The following is a 19,676-nucleotide window of genomic DNA, read 5'->3' on the forward strand; positions in this document are numbered from 1 at the left end:
AATTCCTCCTTCATTATCTGCCGACTGTGCCCATTCCGTTGATGATTTTGTCGAGTGCTTCGTCCATCACAGTGATCATGCGGGCAGATGCGTTGTATGCTTGCTGGAAGCGGATCATGTCGGTCATTTCTTCGTCGAGTGAGACGGAGCTGATGGAGTCACGGCGATTCGATACCGCTAATAGTAAAACACCTGAGCTTTCCGTCATTTTGATTGCTTGTTGCCCTTCGACTCCTAGTTGTCCAATCGTTTGCGCGTAGAAGCCCTGAACGCTCGAACCATCTAATCCATCTAATTTAGCGAAGAATACATCGCTAAGTTTTTTTGCGTTTTGACCGTTACCGACCTCTGCCCCTGTTGTTGAATCAGAGGCTGCTAGTTTATTCGGGTCTTTTCTGATTTCATCATTTACTGCAATGTTACTTGCAGTGAATTCAGTTGCGCCAGCTGGTAAGACAAAGAATGGCTGGTCTTTTACGCCATTTAAATCTGTCCCTTTTTCATGAACTGCGTTAAACGCTTTCGCAAACTCATTCGCCATTCTATCCAATTTCGCCATCATCTCGGGATATAAACCTTTTACGCCAGATGGTGTGTTATAACCGTAAGAGTCTACAAGTGATCGCAATTCCCCAGTCTTTGGCATATTGTCTATTTCTAAGGCAATTACTTTATCTGGATCGTCTACAGCTGGTTTACCTGAAATGTGAAAGTCATCTATTGCATCTGGAAATTTACCTGTTCCAGATGTATTTATTGAAATCTTGGAACTTTCTCCGCCTTTCACAACAGTAATCGCCGCAGTTGTAGTCGTTTTAATTTTAATCGTCACCGTACCTTCTGCAATAGCAAGAGCACGTCCGCCTGATTTCTCATAGCTCGTTTCTATCGGTAGATAACTAGACAACTTGTCCAGTAAGCCGTCACGCGTATCATAGAGGTCGTTTGGCAAGTAGCCATTCGGTTCGACATTGGCGATTTGTTTGTTTAGTTCACCAATTTGACTTAGCAAAGAGTTAATATCATTTGTGCTAAAGTCGATTTCATCACCTAAATTACCTTTAATTTCAGAAACAGATTTATAAATATAGTTAAACGAGTCAGCAACAGCCACCCCACGCTCCACAACGACCGCACGCGCTCCACCATTTTCCGGACTCGTCGCCAATGTCTGCAATGATTGCCAAAAGTCGCTCATCGATTGTTGCAAGCCATACTCGGAAGGTTCGCCTATCGCGTCTTCCATTTGGGCAATGGCATTCGTACGCGATTCCCAGTACCCAAGCTTCGTTGATTCACTCCGATACTGATGATCGACAAACGAATCTCGAATACGCTGAATGCTCCCCGCTTCTACACCTGTGCCGAGAAATCCCGGAACCGTGCCCGCGTTCAGTCCAACGCCTGGAAAACCAGACGTAGCCTGCATGTTGACACGCTGACGTGAGTAACCGGGTGTATTCGCGTTCCCAATATTATGCCCTGTCGTATAAAGAGCGGATTGCTGTGTGTACAATCCGCGTTTGCTAGTTTCTAGTCCCATGAATGTCGAGCGCATATGGTGTCCTCCTTAAGCTTGGGAGTCGAATGAGGAGAGCTTGGTTTTGGCTCTGCTTTGTGACTGCCCTTGTATTTCGTTTTTCGAATAGTTGACGGTTTCCGGACGCGGACGGACCATGTCCAGCGATAGATTCACAAATTGAAGTGATTGATAGGTCAGTTGCTGATTGAGTTCATTCTGCTGTTTCAACTCATGAATCGCATGCAGGAGACGGTCCCTCGCCTCTGCTAATTGTTCTTTGTCCGGAACACTTGCTAGTTCGATTAATTGCGTCATCGTCGGTTCAGCAGGCACTGCACTTCCTTGTGCGGTCAGATACTGCTTCACTTCCTGTACACGCTTTTGGTCCATTTGCATAATAGCTGCTAAGTGAGCTTGCTCCTCCTTCAACAGCTGGTCAATCCCGTCGACGTCGCCGCTTTTTAGCAATGCGGTCTTGTCGTTCGACAGACGGAGCAAGCTCGTATGCAGTTTTTCTAGGTGATTGAGCGTTGTCAAAATTGGTTCAATGGACATGTGGAACCCTACTTTCCTTATAGCTTATTGAAATACGACAGCATAGTGGAAGCGAGTTTGTCCGCATCTACTTGATATTCTCCAGATTGCACTTGCGCTTTCAATTCCTGTACGCGTTGTTGTCTAGCCGATTCAATCGGTGAAGTAGCGGATAACTTTTTGGCCTCTGAAGAAATCTCGAGCTTATCCGTTTTCACTTGTGCGGCTTGCTTCGTTTGATCGACTTTCATTTGCTGATTGCGGTACGGGTTGATGGCTTGTGGTTTAAATCCTTCTATTTTCATACGTCTCGCTCCTTTCATTTCTTATGTTGGATTTGGGTCCTACTCTTTACTTCGGCAGATTCTACGGAATTTATAGAGCCTTTTGTACGAAAAAACGAGCAGTACGAACTGCTCGTTTCGCATGTCATCCTTTACGGTCCTTTTGTGTGAAATATGTGCCTTTATCTTGTGCCTTGATCGCTTCTCGGAGCTCTTGCGCCGCGTCAAATGTCCGTAAGTCGGATTGAATCTCTTCCGTACATTTGGCACAGATTTTACCTGACGATGTTAATGCGCCACATTTATCACACGGATAGCCGAGGTTCGGGAACAATGCGGGTTGCAGTCTTCCTTTACGAACCCAGCGATGCAGTAATTCCTCTGTCACGCCTGTTACTTCCACAATCCGCTCAATATTCGCTGCACGGTTCTCTCGTTTACGTAAAAATCGATACACTGTTTCATACATTTCCTCTTCCGCTTGCGCACACGTGCCACATACGTCCCGAAGTCCTGTGTAATTAAATATACTGCCACATGTCGGACAATTTCGTACTTCCGCCATCTCCATCACTTCTCTCTAATAGGTCTAAATAACGTCACTGCTTCCACTCGGTGTACGCCGCGCTGTTTCAACGCTTCCGCGGCGTGATGCAATGTGGTGCCGGTCGTATAAATATCATCAACGAGCACGTACACTGCTTCATTATAAGGTATATCGGCTGGTACGTGGAATAGTTCAGTCATTGCGAGCCGTTCGCTGCGAGATTTTTCACCCATGACGGATTCCGTTGTTTTTTCAAGTAGCGATTGATACGGAATCTTCGCTGCTTCTAGTAACGCATCCACTTGCGAAAAAGTTCGTTTCTTTTTATTCACTGGATGCATCGGAATCGGTACGACGATCTTTTTGGCATCGTTCAGTACACGACGTAATGCGGGGGCAAAAATTTGTGCGAGCGCGACGTCTTGCATGAACTTGAACTGATGCAAGTACGCTCGTGCTGCTTCATTATATGCATAGAGTGAATGAACAGAATCGAGTACATCGTTTTGTATGACCTGGTCAATGCGTTCAAACTTTTCAAGACAGGTTAGACAGGCGAAAGTGTCTTGTTGCATACCGAGGAAGTGTTGCCAAGTGGGCTGGTCGTGTAATGGTTTATCGCATAGTAAGCACGTCATTGCGGCACCTCTGTATGGTTCAGCTTGCGAATTTCTCGCTTCGCTTCGTCCATGGCATAGGTGATGCCTTGATGGAACAGTACGAAGTCGCCTGACGTGTTCGGCACAGAGCGCCCCACTCGCCCACCGATTTGAATGAGCGCGCCTTTATTGAAAATCGTTTGCTCCGCTCCGACAACCGCCACTTGCACATTCGGAATGGTAATGCCCCGCTCGAGTATCGTAGTCGTCAGCAATCCAGGGACGGCTTTCTGTCTGAGTAACTGCACCCGTTCTTTGCGGTCTTCATGTTCCGCATGGACTGCGCAAATTCGCTCATCAAGTTTTTGGAATAACGGTTCCGCGATTTCCATCAGCTCAATTTGATGAAAGAAGATGAGAAACGGTTGCTGTTTCTCAAGACGTTCGGCTGTCCAACGCAGTAATTTCGCTGGAATCCGTTTCTTTTTCAACTGTTTCTCGTAATTCCATAGCGCAACGCTTCGCGGTACGGGTAACGGCTGCCCATGATAGCGCCGTGCCAAAACCGAAATATGGCCTTGCTTTTTATTCATAGCAAGCAACTGACGAGAAGGCGTTGCCGTCACAAAATGAATCGGCGCGTTCGGTTTTGCTGCTTTCCTCACTGCTTGCTGTAACGTTTCGTCTGCTGTATACGGAAACGCATCGGCTTCATCGACGAAGACCGCATCGAATGCCTCGTGAAAACGATAGAGCTGATGGGTCGTCGCAAGGATTAGCTGTGCGTCAAAGTGTTCTACTTCTGCCCCGCCATATAACGCTTCTACTTTCGTGTCAGGAAAAGCAGTCGTCAACCGCGGCAATAATTCTAAGATGACGTCCACACGAGGCGCTGCTAAGCAAACCCGCTTGCCTTCTTGTAATACATAATGAATCGGTTGAAACAGCATTTCCGTCTTGCCCGATCCGCACACCGCATAGAGTAAATGAGATACCCCTTGTTTTGTACTTTCCAGCAATTCACTCGTCGCTTTTTGCTGCGAAGGCGTCAAATTCCCTTGCCAGTTCATACGGTGGCTCGTCGGGAAAGTTGGTGGTGTGCCTGTCCACGTAAGCAACTCTGAACAACAGGACACCCGTCCCATGTTGAGACAGTTTCTGCAGTAGGCGCAAGGTGCTTCGCATTGAGCGCATGTGAAGACGGTGAAGCGCGCTTGATTTTCATTATGGCAACGCTGGCAAGCATAGTGTTTACCATGCCACGTCTTTTTTGTCGTAACACCTGGTTCTATATGAATATCCCCTTGACGCATCGCTTCGTCAACGGCTTCTTCTGAGAATGGCAAGAGATGACGCAACCAAATGCGCCCTGCCAAAAATTGCTTTAGTTGGTTTCGTTCGGACATGCAGTTCCCCCTGTTCAGGTTCCGCGTCGTTTCACCCAACCGAGTCCCATGGCCCCTTCACCAAGATGCGTGCCGATCACCGGACCAAAGTGGCTGATCGTGAAATCGACGTTCGGATGTTTTTCTTCTAATTGTTTCTTCCATTCGACTGCGTCGTCATAGCGATTCCCATGGATCACTACTGCGTCGAGCAATTGATTTTTCGCATCTTCCGACAGTAAGTCCGAAATGCGTTTCATCGCTTTTCTAGACGTCCGGATTTTTTCGAACGGCACGATAATTTTGTCTACGAAATGTAAAACCGGTTTCACTTGCAACAATCCGCCAACTAGCGCTTGTGCACCGGATAAACGACCGCCACGTTGCAGATGCGATAAATCGTCCACCATGAAATAGGCTTTGACATCTTTCTGCATGTCTCTTAATTCTTCGATGATCGCACGCGGATGTACGCCTTCATTCGCAAGCTGTGCGGCACGGATCGCGTAAAAGCCTTGAGGATAGGCTGAAACTTCCGAATCAAACGCCAGCACTTCCAATTCCGGCACGAGCTCGGCTGCTTGTAACGCGCCCATATAGGTTCCGCTAATGCCGCTCGACAAGTGGATCGTAATGACCGCATCGTAGTCTTTTGCCAGTTCGCTAAATAGCGCTTCGAAGTCGCCAATCGCGGGTTGTGAAGTTTTCGGTAGCGGGCCCTTGCCGCGTACCATTTCATAGAATGCTTCGGTCGTAATGTCGGCATCTTCTTTGAATTCTTTGCCGTCGATTGTTACGAGTAACGGGATGGTATGAATCCCGAGTTCTGCTTTTATGTCATCCGGCAAATACGCCGTCGTATCTGTCACAATCGCTGTTTTCAATATGATCAACTCCTGTTATTTATTCTACCTGAAATTGGTGGAGTTGGCATCTGTGAAGTGGTGATTGGTGGGGATGAATTGCGGTACGTGGGGGATAGAGCGGATGAATGTCTTTATTGAGCGGGTAGCATGGTGGATAGAGCGCCCACGGTAAAGTATGAGCGGGTAACACACTGCATAGAGCGCTTGCCGAGCTGGATAGAGCGGATCTCGACCCACTATGAGCGCGAGCCCCCTTTTTAGTGATGCAAGTATTTTTCAGGGGTCATGTGCGATGGTTCGGGCTTCACAGCTTGGTCGATTGAGCGGTTAGCTTGGTGGATAGAGCGGATACAAGGCTTGATAGAGCGTTCGATTGGAATGATAGAGCGGGTAACATGCTACATAGAGCGGTAACCGAGCTAGATAGAGCGGATCTCGACCCACTATGAGCGCGGGCCCCCTTTTTAGTGAAGCAAGTATTTTTCAGGGATTATGTGTGATGATTCGGTCATCACAGCGTGGTCGATTGAGCGGTTAGCTTGGTGGATAGAGCGGATACAAGGCTTGATAGAGCATTCGATTGGAATGATAGAGCGGTTAACACACTTCATAGAGCGGTAACCGAGCTGGATAGAGCGGATCTCGACCCACTATGAGCGCGAGTCCCCCTTTTTAGTGAAACAAGCTTTTTCAGGGATCATGTGTGATGATTCGGGCTTCACAGCTTGGTCGATAGAGCGGTTAGCTTGGTGGATAGAGCGGATAAAGGGCTTGATAGAGCGTTCGATTGGAATGATAGAGCGGTTAACACACTTCATAGAGCGATAACCGAGATGGATAGAGCGGATCTCGACCTACTATGAGCGCGGGCCCCCTTTTTAGTGAAGCAAGTATTTTCAGGGATTATGTGTGATGGTTCGGTCATCACAGCGTGGTCGATTGAGCGGATAGCGTGGTGGATAGAGCGGATACAAGGCTTGATAGAGCGTTCGATTGGAATGATAGAGCGATTAACACACTTCATAGAGCGGTAACCGAGCAAGATAGAGCGTATCTCAGCCAACTATGAGCGCGGGCCCCCTTTTTAGTTAAGCAAGCATTTTTCAGGGATCATGTGTAAGGTTCGGGCTTCACAATGTGGTAGATAGAGCGGATGAACGTCTTCATTGAGCGGGTAGCGTGGTGGATAGAGCGACTACAGGGCTAGATAGAGCGCCCGCAGGTAAGTATGAGCGGGTAACTCGCTACATAGAGCGGATCCCGTCAAACTATGAGCGCGGCGCGGCGCGGCCCAGCCACTACCCCGTCTATATACAAAAAAATCCTCCCGATCACTCGGAAGGATTTTTCATATTATCGCATCGCGGGTTTTGCCCGACGATTCCCGCGGCCCACGCGACTTTTGTCAAGATGGCCGTGGCCCCTTGACGGTCGGCTTCGTGGACAGCGCGGATGTACGCGCTGTTGGATTCATGGACGACATATTGAGGTTTCACGTTGTTCAACGTCATCGCAAGTACGTCGTTCAGGCAATGTTCGCATGTACATGGTAAATGCAACTCGTCTTTATATTTGGAAATCACGTCGCGTACTACGACTTCCATAATATTATGCACTTTCATAGTCGAATACTCCTTATTACTTAGAAAGAATAATCTTCTTCTTCAACAACTCTTTACCCGAAATACCAGGCTTCGTCATCTCGAATGGATGCAGAATCGTATCCAACTCTTCTGTCGACAAGATATCTCTCTCGATACAAATCTCACGGATCGACTTGTTCGTTAGCAACGCTTCTTTTGCAATCTCTGATGCCACTTCATAGCCGACGTGCGGATTGATCGCGGTGATGATCCCGATACTCTTCTCCACATACTCCGACAAGTGCTCTACGTTTGCTGTGATGCCGTCTAAACAATAATCGCGGAATGCGCCGAATACGTTCGTCATGATTTTCAGTGACTGCAGCAAGTTGAATACCAGCACTGGCTCCATGACGTTCAATTCGAACTGCCCCGCTTCTGATGCCAACGCGATTGTCATATCGTTACCTACTACTTGGAACGACACTTGATTCATTACTTCTGCCATAACTGGATTCACTTTTCCTGGCATGATAGACGATCCTGGCTGTCTAGCAGGTAACGCAATTTCAGAAAGTCCTGTACGTGGACCCGATGCCATCAAGCGCAAGTCATTACAGATTTTAGACTGGTTCAGCATCGTGCCGCGTAGTGCTGCGGATACTTGAACATAGGAGTCCGTATTTTGTGTAGCATCCACTAAGTGTGTAGAGGACTTTAATTCAAAACCACTGTTTTCTGACAGATAGCTCGCTACTTTTTTAATATACAGTGGATCTGCGTTCAAGCCTGTTCCGACAGCTGTTGCGCCCATATTGATTTCGTACAAGTAGACACGTGATACACGAACACGTTCAATGTCGCGACGTAGTACCATTGCGTATGCTTCAAATTCTTGTCCAAGACGAATTGGAACGGCGTCTTGTAAGTGTGTACGGCCCATTTTCAAGACTGATTGGAATTCGATCGATTTTTTCAAGTAGGTTTTATGAAGGGATTCCATCACGCCAAGTAGCTTATCTACTTTCATTAGTGTAGCGATATGGATCGCAGTCGGGAACGCGTCGTTTGTCGACTGCGCCATATTGACGTGCGAGTTCGGGCTAATGATGTCGTATTCACCTTTTTTGTGACCGAGAATTTCGAGTGCACGGTTGGCGATGACTTCGTTTGCGTTCATATTCACTGACGTTCCTGCTCCACCTTGGATTGGATCCACGAGGAACTGATCGCGCAGTGCCCCATTCATTACTTCTTCAGATGCCTGGATGATTGCTTCTGCAATGTTCGCGTCCAATTGACCGATGTCGCGGTTAGCTTGTGCTGCAGATTTTTTGACGATTGCAATCGCACGGATCAAGTCGCTATTGACGCGGTAGCCTGTGATAGGAAAGTTTTCCGCTGCGCGTAGTGTTTGTATACCGTAATACGCGTCTTGTGGCACCTTTTTTTCTCCGATAAAATCCGACTCTATTCTGTACAGTAGTTGTTCCTCCATCATGCAGAACCTCTTCTCAAGTAGTATTTAAAAGTTTAATTCGTCTCTCATTATACACACAATATTTCTCATGTATAGCCGTTTGGCATACCTTTTCATCTTACCTCACAGATACCGTTTAAACCACCTGGTAATCTCTTCTAATCTCGCAATTCGCAGATTCGGTTTTCCTGTTCTCGACATATTATGATCGGATTCGGGGAAGCGAACAAATTCTGTTTCTTTGCCCAAATCTTTTAGCATAATAAATAATTGTTCAGCTTGCTCAATTGGACAGACGAAATCTCGTTCAGCATGCAGGATCAACAAAGGCGTCTCGATGTTCTCTGCATACTTTAATGGTGACTGATTCCACAGCGTATCGACATCTGTCATGTTTGCTTTCAAATGCCAGTCGGTAAAGTAGTAACCGATATTAGAAACACCATAGAAGCTGATCCAGTTGCTGATCGAGCGTTGTGTGACGGCTGCTTTGAAACGGTTCGTATGCCCGACAATCCAGTTCGTCATGAAGCCGCCGTAGCTCCCACCTGTCACGCCAAGACGCGTTTCATCAATCCAGTTTTCCGTTTTTAGTACTTCATCCAGTCCTGCCATGATATCTTCATATCCACCGCCACCATAATCGCCACGCACTGCGTCAACAAACGCCTGACTGTAGCCGTGACTGCCACGTGGATTGACATAGAGAACGCCATAACCTTGCGCAGCTAACACTTGCATCTCATGGAAATACGTAAATCCATACATCGCATGCGGTCCACCGTGAATTTCCACAATGAGCGGATACGTGTTACCTTCTCTAAAGTTCGCGGGCTTCATTAACCACCCCTGAATATTTACATGGTCATTCGTATAATGAATCGTTTCCGGTTCAACTAACTCGACTCTTTTCAACCAGTCTTCATTAAATGAAGTGAGTTTTGTCCGTTCACCCGTCGCTATCGTTTGGCGATACAGTTCTCCGGGATTTGTCATCGTGCTAACCGTGAGCAACGCGAATTCCCCGTCCCCCGCCACATCATACCCGTAGACATGCTCTTCTTCACCTGTCGCAGGATACATCGCGCCGTCCAGTGTAGCCGCATACAAACGCACTTCACCCATACTCGATAATTGGAAATACAATTGCTCGTCTTCCGTCCACACTACACCTGGCGCAGTCACTTGTTGCAAGTGATCGGAAATACTTTCGTCTCCAATCGGCGCGTCAATTCCCGCGGTCAAATTCATCGTCTGATCGTTCGCTTGATCATAGACGAAAACATCCGCCTGCGTGACATTTTGGAACGTCATATCATACCCTGTATATGCAATATAACGGTCGTCTTTAGAAAAAGCTACATTGCCGAAAAAGCCTTGTTCATCGAGAATGACCGTCTCTTTTTTCGTCTCCACATCCAACAGCACGAGTGGCGTACTGAAATCATGATCCGACTGCTCATTGCGATTGACTCCGATGACCAACTGCTTGCCGTCATGTGAAACCGCTTCTAGTGAATGATCAAATGGTTCCATTGTGAAATTGCAAATCGTGCACGTTGCCAGGTCAACATAACCGATTTGTGTGTATTCGTCTTGCGGTATTACGCCAATGAAATCTGCTTTGTATTTCATTTTCGTCACACGGATCGGTTGCGGAAATCCTTTTTCCTTCTGTACTGTAGTAGAAAATGTTTCGCCTGTTTTCAGCGTGCCTGTAAACCAAATTTTCTTGCCGCACGGCGACCATTCGAATGAATCAATTCCCTTTTTACAGTCCGTTAACGCATAAGCTTCCCCGCCCGCCTTTTGCATAATATACAGTTGATTCGTTTCGCTGCGATTGGATAAAAACGCTAATTTCTTGCCGTCAGGCGACCATTTCGGTGCACTGACTTGGTGCTTACCATATGTCCACCTCGTGACATCACCCGTTTGCAAATCGATATGATGGATAGCTGAGTGATACGCATTGTCCTTTTTATTTAATTCCGTCACCGTAAACACCGCTTCTTGATCGTTAGGTGCCAATACTGGATTCGTGACAGACTTCGTTTCAAATAAATCTTCAATCGTTACACATCGTTTATTCATCCAATCCCTCCTGTACTCTTACAATTCATTAAACCATAACAAGTCCGTACCTGCTTTGGCAATACATGAAAAAACGAGTGACAGGTTATAATTCCCATCACTCGTTTCCACTTTCATTAACTCTTAATTTGATCTTTCAATGAACGTCTTAAAATTTTACCTGTCGTATTTTTCGGTAATTCATCCAAGAACTCAATATACTTTGGTACTTTATACTTCACGAGACGCTTCCCACAGTAATTAAGCAGTGACTGTTCCGTCGCGTCCGAACCTTCCTTCAACACGACATAGGCTTGTACTTCTTCACCGAAGTTCGCGTCGGGCACGCCAACGACTGCTGCTTCTACAATATCACGGTGGCTAAACAGCACTTCCTCTACTTCCCGAGGATACACGTTGAATCCGCCGACGATGATCATATCTTTCTTGCGGTCTACTATATAAAAGTAACCGTTTTCATCCCGTCGCGCCAAGTCGCCAGTATAGAGCCAGCCGTCACGTAGAACAGCCGCCGTTTCTTCTGGCATTTTATAATACCCCTTCATGACATTGGGGCCACGTACGATTAATTCACCGACTTCATTGTCAGGAACTTCTTCACCATTTTCATCGACGACTTTATTCTCGACGTTCATAATATTCGTTCCGATCGATCCAGGAACACGCTCGCGATCTAACGGATTGAAACATGTCACGGGTGATGCTTCTGACAAGCCGTACCCTTCCGAAACACGCACATTGAATTTCTCTTCGAAGTCATGAAGCAAAGATACAGGCAATGAAGATCCACCTGAAACTGCCAATCTGATGGATTCAAAGTCTTCTGTTTTACCTTCCGGATATTGATAAAGGAAGTTATACATAGTAGGAACTCCGGCAAATATCGTAGCCTGTTGTTCACGAATGATGTGGAATATTTCACCCGGACTAAAACGTGGCTCGAGTAATATAGTAGCGCCTTTAACGAGTGGTGCGTTCGCTACAACCGTTAAGGCAAATACGTGGAATAAAGGCAATGTCGCCACCACTTTATCATTTTCGGAGAAACCTAAATAGTTCCCTACGTCACGTGCATTGGAGTAGATATTCTTATGTGTTAACATCGCACCTTTTGGGTGTCCTGTCGTTCCTGATGTATAAAGTATGACAGCGCTTTCATTTTCGTCAACTGCTACCGCTTCCGTCATCGGTTTCGATTGCTTGATGAGCACACTAAATGGATGCACTTTTGTCTTCACTGCGTCATTCAGTGCAGCTAACTTTTCTCCTGCATCTGGACTCATTTCACAGACGACATAGTTCTCAATCGTCGGGAATGACTGGCTGGCTAGTTCTACAAGTGGTAGTAATTGATCGATCGCAATAACGGCTTTGGCTTCACTGTTTTCTAAAATATAGGAAATCTCGTCAGGTGTATAGAGTGGATTGATCGGCACAGCTGTTGCTCCGATGCGCATAGTTGCATAGAGAGAGATCAGGTAATGTGGCGTATTCCCAAGTAAAAATGCCACTTTGTCCCCTTTGTTAACCCCTAGGTCTTGTAGTGCGTTGGCGAACATGGATACGGACATGTCAAACTCCGCGTACGTCGTGTCTTTCCCCATAAAACGATAGGCGATTTTACTTGGCTTGCTCTGTGCAGTCTGTTGAACACTAGAAACTAAATTCATGCTTTCATCTCCCTAACCAGTGAATGAATAACCATTCAGTATTTCGTTCATTATACTGACAAAATAATTAATTGGCAAGAGTTTACTGGGAATTTTGTTTATTTACTTTATTAGGTTAGGTTGACGGGGTGTTGGGGTGGGGATTGGCGCTTCGGAGGGGACGCTTTCCTGCGGGTGTGGCTTACTAAAGGAAGTCTATGAGGCACATGCTCCTAACGCTTCGCTTTTACTCGCAAAAGCCGTCCTTCGCTACGGCTCTCGCTGATCCTCCTGGAGTCGCCCCAGCTTCCGCCTCAATCCTACGTTGATAGTGGAGGTACGTAGGTCAGTCACTGCAGATAATGTGTGAATTATTGTTGTCTTTGAACTTATTGAAGTTCTAGTTCTGGTGGTGAGTTACATAGTTGACATGAGGGGATTGAAGCTCCAGCTGGGGACGCTTTCCGGAGGGCGTGGCCCGAGCCGCTTCCCTCACTACGTTCAGTCCAGGGTCTCGAACTCACGCTGATCCTCCCGGAGTCGCCCCAGCTTCCGCTTCAATCCTACGTTGATAGTGGAGGCACGTAGGTCAGTCACTGCAGATAGTGTGTGAATTATGTTATCTTTGAACTTGTTGAAGTTCTAGTATAAATATGTAGATCACTTTCTGTAGGTAGTGTGTTAATTCATATTGTGTTTTGACTCATTGAAGTTCAAGTGTAAAAAAATTATCAACCTAAGTTTAATGAGTAAAAGTAAGTATTATCCCCTGACATTGCAAGGGATTGGAGCGGCAGGCGGCGACTCTGGGAGGATCAGCTCGACAGGTGAGACAACTAAGAGAGCGCAGCGAACAGTTGGCTCACCGCGGGCCCTCCAGAACGCGTCCGCCTAGAGCGCAAATCCCCCACCCCTAGACCCTTTCACTTACGCTTTGAACTAATCTAGTTCAATTCCATTCAAAAAAACACCCCTCCCTAAGAAGTCTAAGAAGTAGGTGCCTTAATATGTGAAATATAGCGCCAGCGGATCAGATAGAAATAGCAAATCTGCATTAGCGCAAAGCCCGCCAGCACAAGCGCCAGCTCCTTGACAATGGAAATTTCCGCAAGCGCATCCCAAATCACCTGCAACGCCATAAACGCGAACACACTGTGGATGAACGACACACCCCACGGGAAGAAAAACTGCGGAATCAACTGACGGTTGACGATCTTCGTAAACTCTCTATCCGTCATCCCAATCCGCTGCAACACCGCATACTGCCGTCGATCATGACTTAGCGATGTATACAACCGGAAATAAATAAAACTGCCCGACGCGAGGAAAAATACACCTGCGAGTAATAATCCAATAAACAACAGCAACGAAAACGTCATACGGATATGCGAATAATTCAACCCAGGATTCTCAAACTCGTAGCGCACCGGGTCACGGTGTTCGAGCATGAGCCCCGCCAACACTTGGGCATGGATAGATAATCCGATTTCCTTCGTCTTCTGCCAATCCCTTACGTTAAACGCATAATAATTAAACGCCAGCGCATTGACATGTGCTTGTTCTTCAATGCGATCGAAATCCAAATGATTCACAACGATCGTATTGAGCCCAAGTGCGTTTGGTGGAAACAATTTATACGGAAACACGCCTTCAATCTTGAGTGAGACGCCACTGTCCGCCAGTTTAGTGCTGACTGATTCTGTCGACAACTGATTGGCCGCAGCCGCTGTTGCGGGTAAGAACAACGCATGTCCTCTATGTAAGGAAAGTGGCTTTTCCCCGAAGCTTACAGCCAGTTCATTCAGATCAGACAGCTTGACGATATTGACTTTATTCTTCGTGTAAGAAGATTGCTGTTCAAGCACACGAAAACGTACAGCCCAGTAATCAAGACTCGCTTGATCAAGTTCATTGGTCAATTGTGCGATATGTGGATACTCGAATTCATTATGTGGCAAGCTTTTATAAATGAGCCCGAGCGGATTTACTTCACGATATTGCGAAGCGAATGACGTTAACGATGCCAAAATGCCGACGGACATGAACGCTATGGTCGAAACGAGCGTCACGATGAAGAACATCCGCGCATTTTCTTTTAAACGTACGATGCTTTCCGAAATCGAGATCATCCAAAAGTCGCGCCAGAAGATGTTCTTTTGCCGTCGCAATGCATGCAATACGAGCGGTAATGTATCGGTGAAAAAGTAATAGGTCCCGACTGTGATAAGTGGCGGTAGTAGGAAGAACAGACTGATGATGCTCGAACGTGATACGAAAGCCGCCATGGCGTAGGCGAGCAACAACAGCACCACTCCGAAGATTCCACGTCTTTTCGAGTACGAATACACCGATTGTACAGCCATATCCCCATGTAACAAATCCGATACTTGTCCTTGCTGAATGAATACAGGTGCGATATATGAAATGATAGCGAATAAACTAAGGAATGCACCCATCGTCAGCACGAATGGTTTCCAGGATAAATAGAGCGGTAATACCGGAATTTGCACGATCGCTTTGACGATCATGAAAAAGAATTTCGAAAACATGAAGCCGAGGAAGATTCCACTTATGATCGATGCGAAGCCAAGCAGCATCGTCTCAATGAAAATGAGTCGATGCAACTGACGTTTTGCCATTCCGAGAAGCAACAGCACCCCAAACTCTTTCGATCGCGCCTGCAAAAATGCACGCATCGAATAGAATAGGAAAAACAGCGTGAATATGAATAGGATAATTTCCGCTATTCCCATGCCAAGGGCGGAGATCTCTTTTAGAAAAGTGTTTTCAATCGATGGATGGAACAGCAACATCGAGTAGAGGAAAAACACCATAACGGAAAACACACTCGCCATGAAGAAGGCTGCATAGACCCGGCGGTTACGAACGACATTACGGTAAGCGAACTGTCGAAAAGTCATTCACATTACCTCCAAGTAATGACAACACATTCAAGATACGCTGGAAAAACGTTTGCCGGCGTTCATCTTTATAGATTTCATTGAAAAACTCTCCATCTTTAATAAACAGGACGCGGTCACAATAGCTTGCGGCAATCGGGTCGTGCGTCACCATGATAATGGTTGTCTGTTCATGCTGGTTAATATGTTCAAGTAATTCGAGCACATCTTTCGCCGACGTTGAATCAAGATTCCCTGTCGGCTCATCCGCTAACAGAATGCGCGGTTGATGGATGAGCGCTCGCCCTATAGCGGTTCGTTGTGCTTGTCCACCCGATAATTCATCCGGTCGACGCTCCAAAATATCTTCTAAATTCAACTTTTTCGCCATATCTACTACACGCTTTTTCATTTCTTCAACAGGTAATCCATCAAGAGTTAACGGTAATACCAAATTTTCTTCCACCGTCAGCATTTGCAGTAAATTGATTTCCTGAAAGACGAAACCAATTTGTCGTCTGCGGAATAAAGCAATATCGTTTTGACTGAGCTTTTCCGGTTCCACGCCTCCAATGACAATCTTGCCATAAGTCGGAATATCCGTGGCCATCAATAAGTTCAACAACGTCGTCTTACCACTCCCGGACGGCCCCATAATCGCAACGAACTCCCCTTCTTGCACATCGAAGTCCAATTGATTCAATGCACGATGTATGACTTTTCCTTCATAGATCTTCGTGACATCTTCCATCTTAACGACCGGTTGCGTCATCTACTTGTTCACCCGCCTCTCCGTCTTTAAATACTAATGATATTGTCGTGCCTTCTCCTTGTTTTGAGGAAATCGTCAGTTCGTGACCGAGTTTCTCACAGACTTCGGATGCGATATACAGTCCCATGCCCGTCGATTCTCCGGTTAATCTACCGTTTTCTCCTGTGAAGAAAGCTTTCGTCACCCGGTGTATATCAGATGCCGGTATGCCGATTCCTTCATCCTTAATTTCAAGACACAGTCCTTCTGGTAGCTGAACTGCATTCACATGTATTTTCTTACCTTTTTCAAATGTATATTTCACTGCATTCGTAATGAATTGATTGAGCATAAACTTGATCCACTTTCGATCCGTCGCGACGGTTAAGTGTTCATCCACATTCAGCACAGGAAACAGACCGTTCGCAATGAAAAGTCGTTTGTTCTCAGTCAGCACTTCCTGCAAGACGTGTCTCAGCAATAGCCGCTCAATTTGCATATCTTCTTCAAATGTATCAAGCCGTGCATTGACAAGGACGATATCCAATCCATTTTGGATGCGTGCCACTTCCTGCTCGAGACTCTTCTTGTCCACTTCCTCTTCTTGCAATAATAAATTAATGACCGAAATTGGTGTTTTCATTTGATGCACCCATTGATTCATGAAATGCAAATGACGATTTTGTCTATCATATAAAGTCTGGACCTCATGTTGGTACAGGCGATATAATTCGCGCGTAAATGCCGTCGTCTGTCGATGTTCGGGCGTCATGATGTGCCGTATCAACGCATCTTCCATTTGCTTCGGTTTTTCAACGATCTTCGCATAATACGTACGCCGCATGATGAACTTCGCTCCCAAATAGCCCGCCGTAAGTAAAATACTCATCGCGACCGAATAGATGGCCGTATTCGGATTGCGGAAACCGTCAAGCCAAAACAATAGTAGTATGAACGATACGAGTCCGATCTGAAACAGCATGAACGATACATGCTCTTTAACGAACAGTGTAAATGTCTTCATTCGACTTCTGATTCCGGCATGAAACGATACCCCGCGCCACGCACCGTTTCAATCCAAGATTGCACATCGTAATCGGTCAATTTCTTGCGCACTCGAGCCATATTAACGTTCAGCGTATTTTCGTCGACGAATGATTGATCATCCCACAATTCTTCGAGTAACTTTTCGCGCGATACGACTTTCGGAGACTCGCCCATCAGCAATTCCAAAATGACGCATTCTTTCTTCTGAAGTGGAATTTCTTCTTTGCCTTTTTGTAACGTCATTCGTTCTATATACAACGTCAAATCGCCCGATACGATCACGCGCTCCGACTGATTCGGTGAATATTCACCGAACGATCGACGCAAATGGCTTTTAATTTTCGCCAATACAATTTCATAATGGAATGGCTTCGTTATAAAATCATCGCCTCCATTTTCAAGCGCAAACACTTGATCCATATCACCTGAGCGTGCTGAGATAAAAATAATCGGACACATCGTATGCTGTCGTAGCTGACGGCACCAATAGTAGCCATCATAAATCGGTAAGTTGATATCTAACAGCACGAGATGTGGATTATACGCTTTGCATTCCTCCACGACTCGATCAAAACCCTGTATAATTGCGACTTCATATTGATATTTCTCAAGCGTTCCCGCTAACAATTTCGCGATTTTCACATCATCTTCTACAATAAATATTCGATGTTTCACCGTGACCCCTCACTTTCTCATTATGTTAAGTATAGCGCATTTCCCACCACACATAAATAAATCCTCATACACAAAAAGCGCATGCCCCGCAAGACATGCGCTTCCCTTTAATAGATTACATTTACAAATTCTTCGAGCTGAATACCACCAAGGATTTTTTCAACGTCTATAGACTCCAGTGCGTCTGTAATCGCCTTGCGCTCATATTTCACACCTTTTAAACGATTCTCAATTTCCTGGACATCACCCACACCGAAAAAGTCCCCGTATATATTCACGTTTTCTATACTGCCCTTTTCCACTTGCAAGCGAACATCAATTCCACCAACAGGGAAACGTTGAGTCTGCTGCAAGTTGAACTTCGGTGAACGGCCGTAATTCCACTCCCAGTTGCCATAGCGCTCCGCAGACAATTCACGAATTTTTGTCCAGTCTTCATCCGTCAACACACGATACTCAATATTTTCTTCGCCATCGAACATCGAGTTTAAGATTTCTTGTCTAAACTGTTCAATTGAAATGGGCTCTTTCAAGAATTCCGAAATATTCGCCACACGGCTACGAATCGACTTGATCCCTTTCGACTCAATTTTGTCTTTCTTCACTTTGAGTGAATTCACGACGCCTTCCATATCTGTATCAAACAACAACGTCCCATGGCTAAACATGCGATCCTTTGTTGCGAATTGTGCATTTCCGGAAATTTTGCGTCCATCAATCAAAATATCGTTACGCCCAAGCAACTCCGCTTGAATACCCATTTTCGCAAGCGCATCTGTTACAGGTTCCGTGAACTTCTTAAAATTACGGAACGACTCCCCATCATCTTTCGTAATGAAACTAAAGTTCAAGTTTCCTTTATCATGATACACCGCACCGCCACCTGACAGTCTTCGTACGACGTGGATGCCATGACGATCGACAAACTCTGTATTGATTTCCTCCACTGTATTCTGGTTTTTCCCAATAATGATGGACGGTTCATTGATATAAAACAGCAGATACGAATCTTTGTCTACGTCCATCGTGTTGAGTACATATTCCTCAATCGCCAAGTTAATACGTGGATCTGTAATGCCTTGATTATCAATAAATTTCATATTTTCTTCTCTCCTCACGAAATTGTCACAATTTATTTTCAGTCAATTCTCACAATTAGAAGCACTAAAACAGCTACAAAGCGCGTCACAATAGGCTTGAATCCATTTTAACAGAAATATAAATGAAATGTTGACTTCTGGTATCTGTTATAATACAATGTGTATATAGCAAAGAGTTATACAACAAACAAAAGGGGATGGATGGATATGGTAGAAAGCATCGTAGAGTTTTTCAAGAACTTGCCGGCGAAGGTTTGTGCGACATGTGGAACTGAAATTGAAGAGCAGCATGAGTGTTACTCTAATCAATGTAATCATTGCAACGTAAAATAAAAAAACTTTCTTTCGGCGAATATTCCTATATTCGCTTTTTTTTTGCGTTGATACATAGATCAGGCCGTTCGCGCAGTATGCTAGGCTAACCGCGCTGTTGGGGTGAAACACCGCGCCAAACTCACCGACAACCGCGCTATTCATCTGAAACACCGCGCTAAACTCGATGACAACCGCGCTATTAACCTGAAACACCGCGCTAAACTCACTGATAACCGCGCTATTCACCTGAAACACCGCGCTAAACTCACTGAAAACCGCGCTATTCACCTGAAACACCGCGCTAAACCCGCTGACAACCGCGCTACTCCAATGAAACACCGCGCC

18 protein-coding genes are annotated in these 19,676 nt (G+C 45.8%); 2 read left to right on the forward strand and 16 right to left on the reverse strand.

Annotated features, from left to right (window positions below):
• Positions 1-13 precede the first annotated feature (13 nt).
• The 7 genes from flgK to CSV63_RS12955 all read right to left on the reverse strand — a co-directional run bounded on the left by flgK (position 14) and on the right by CSV63_RS12955 (position 5,755).
• The gene (flgK, locus tag CSV63_RS12925) at positions 14-1,558 is read right to left on the reverse strand and encodes a flagellar hook-associated protein FlgK (protein WP_099696180.1); all 1,545 of its coding nucleotides are present in this window, start codon (positions 1,556-1,558) and stop codon (positions 14-16) included.
• 12 nt (positions 1,559-1,570) lie between these two features.
• The gene (locus CSV63_RS12930) at positions 1,571-2,077 is read right to left on the reverse strand and encodes a flagellar protein FlgN (RefSeq protein WP_099696181.1); all 507 of its coding nucleotides are present in this window, start codon (positions 2,075-2,077) and stop codon (positions 1,571-1,573) included.
• A 17-nt stretch (positions 2,078-2,094) separates the two neighbouring features.
• On the reverse strand, positions 2,095-2,361 hold the full coding sequence (gene flgM, locus CSV63_RS12935; RefSeq protein WP_099696182.1) for a flagellar biosynthesis anti-sigma factor FlgM: 267 nt from the start codon (positions 2,359-2,361) through the stop codon (positions 2,095-2,097).
• Between the two features lie 124 nt (positions 2,362-2,485).
• Positions 2,486-2,905 carry a TIGR03826 family flagellar region protein gene (locus tag CSV63_RS12940; protein WP_099696219.1) on the reverse strand — a complete coding sequence of 140 codons (420 nt, stop codon included), beginning with the start codon at positions 2,903-2,905 and terminating at the stop codon, positions 2,486-2,488.
• 5 nt (positions 2,906-2,910) lie between these two features.
• Entirely contained in the window at positions 2,911-3,525 is a 615-nt protein-coding gene (locus CSV63_RS12945) for a ComF family protein (protein ID WP_099696183.1), read from the reverse strand.
• Complete coding sequence (locus CSV63_RS12950; protein ID WP_199203667.1) at positions 3,522-4,892, reverse strand: ATP-dependent helicase ComFA; 1,371 nt, start codon at positions 4,890-4,892, stop codon at positions 3,522-3,524. Before CSV63_RS12950 ends, CSV63_RS12945 begins: the two co-directional genes overlap by 4 nt.
• Positions 4,893-4,906: 14 nt before the next feature.
• On the reverse strand, positions 4,907-5,755 hold the full coding sequence (locus CSV63_RS12955) for a DegV family protein (RefSeq protein WP_099696184.1): 849 nt from the start codon (positions 5,753-5,755) through the stop codon (positions 4,907-4,909).
• A gap of 863 nt (positions 5,756-6,618) precedes the next feature.
• On the opposite strand from CSV63_RS12955, the gene CSV63_RS16535 reads away from it, so the two are divergent.
• Complete coding sequence (locus tag CSV63_RS16535; protein WP_158233966.1) at positions 6,619-6,771, forward strand: hypothetical protein; 153 nt, start codon at positions 6,619-6,621, stop codon at positions 6,769-6,771.
• Between the two features lie 297 nt (positions 6,772-7,068).
• Here CSV63_RS16535 and CSV63_RS12960 read toward each other — a convergent pair whose 3' ends face one another.
• The 9 genes from CSV63_RS12960 to lplA form a co-directional block, all read right to left on the reverse strand.
• Complete coding sequence (locus tag CSV63_RS12960; RefSeq protein WP_099696185.1) at positions 7,069-7,359, reverse strand: late competence development ComFB family protein; 291 nt, start codon at positions 7,357-7,359, stop codon at positions 7,069-7,071.
• A gap of 16 nt (positions 7,360-7,375) precedes the next feature.
• Entirely contained in the window at positions 7,376-8,821 is a 1,446-nt protein-coding gene (gene aspA / locus CSV63_RS12965) for an aspartate ammonia-lyase (protein ID WP_099696186.1), read from the reverse strand.
• Between the two features lie 102 nt (positions 8,822-8,923).
• On the reverse strand, positions 8,924-10,894 hold the full coding sequence (locus CSV63_RS12970; protein WP_099696187.1) for a S9 family peptidase: 1,971 nt from the start codon (positions 10,892-10,894) through the stop codon (positions 8,924-8,926).
• 116 nt (positions 10,895-11,010) lie between these two features.
• Complete coding sequence (locus tag CSV63_RS12975; protein ID WP_099696188.1) at positions 11,011-12,564, reverse strand: fatty acid--CoA ligase family protein; 1,554 nt, start codon at positions 12,562-12,564, stop codon at positions 11,011-11,013.
• A gap of 965 nt (positions 12,565-13,529) precedes the next feature.
• Complete coding sequence (locus tag CSV63_RS12980) at positions 13,530-15,464, reverse strand: FtsX-like permease family protein (RefSeq protein ID WP_199203668.1); 1,935 nt, start codon at positions 15,462-15,464, stop codon at positions 13,530-13,532.
• Entirely contained in the window at positions 15,436-16,215 is a 780-nt protein-coding gene (locus tag CSV63_RS12985) for an ABC transporter ATP-binding protein (protein ID WP_099696189.1), read from the reverse strand. Before CSV63_RS12985 ends, CSV63_RS12980 begins: the two co-directional genes overlap by 29 nt.
• Positions 16,196-17,218 carry a sensor histidine kinase gene (locus CSV63_RS12990; RefSeq protein ID WP_099696190.1) on the reverse strand — a complete coding sequence of 341 codons (1,023 nt, stop codon included), beginning with the start codon at positions 17,216-17,218 and terminating at the stop codon, positions 16,196-16,198. The genes CSV63_RS12985 and CSV63_RS12990 overlap by 20 nt, the downstream gene beginning before the upstream one ends.
• The gene (locus CSV63_RS12995) at positions 17,215-17,916 is read right to left on the reverse strand and encodes a response regulator transcription factor (protein ID WP_099696191.1); all 702 of its coding nucleotides are present in this window, start codon (positions 17,914-17,916) and stop codon (positions 17,215-17,217) included. The genes CSV63_RS12990 and CSV63_RS12995 overlap by 4 nt, the downstream gene beginning before the upstream one ends.
• A gap of 107 nt (positions 17,917-18,023) precedes the next feature.
• On the reverse strand, positions 18,024-19,016 hold the full coding sequence (gene lplA / locus CSV63_RS13000; protein ID WP_099696192.1) for a lipoate--protein ligase: 993 nt from the start codon (positions 19,014-19,016) through the stop codon (positions 18,024-18,026).
• Positions 19,017-19,223: 207 nt separating this feature from the next.
• Between lplA and yhfH the strand changes: the two genes are divergently transcribed.
• A complete protein-coding gene (gene yhfH / locus CSV63_RS13005) occupies positions 19,224-19,349 on the forward strand; it encodes a protein YhfH (RefSeq protein ID WP_083035173.1) in 126 nt (41 codons plus the stop codon).
• The last annotated feature ends 327 nt before the right edge of the window (positions 19,350-19,676 follow it).

Origin of the sequence: Sporosarcina sp. P34 (assembly GCF_002743375.1) — a bacterium.
Lineage (GTDB): Bacteria > Bacillota > Bacilli > Bacillales_A > Planococcaceae > Sporosarcina.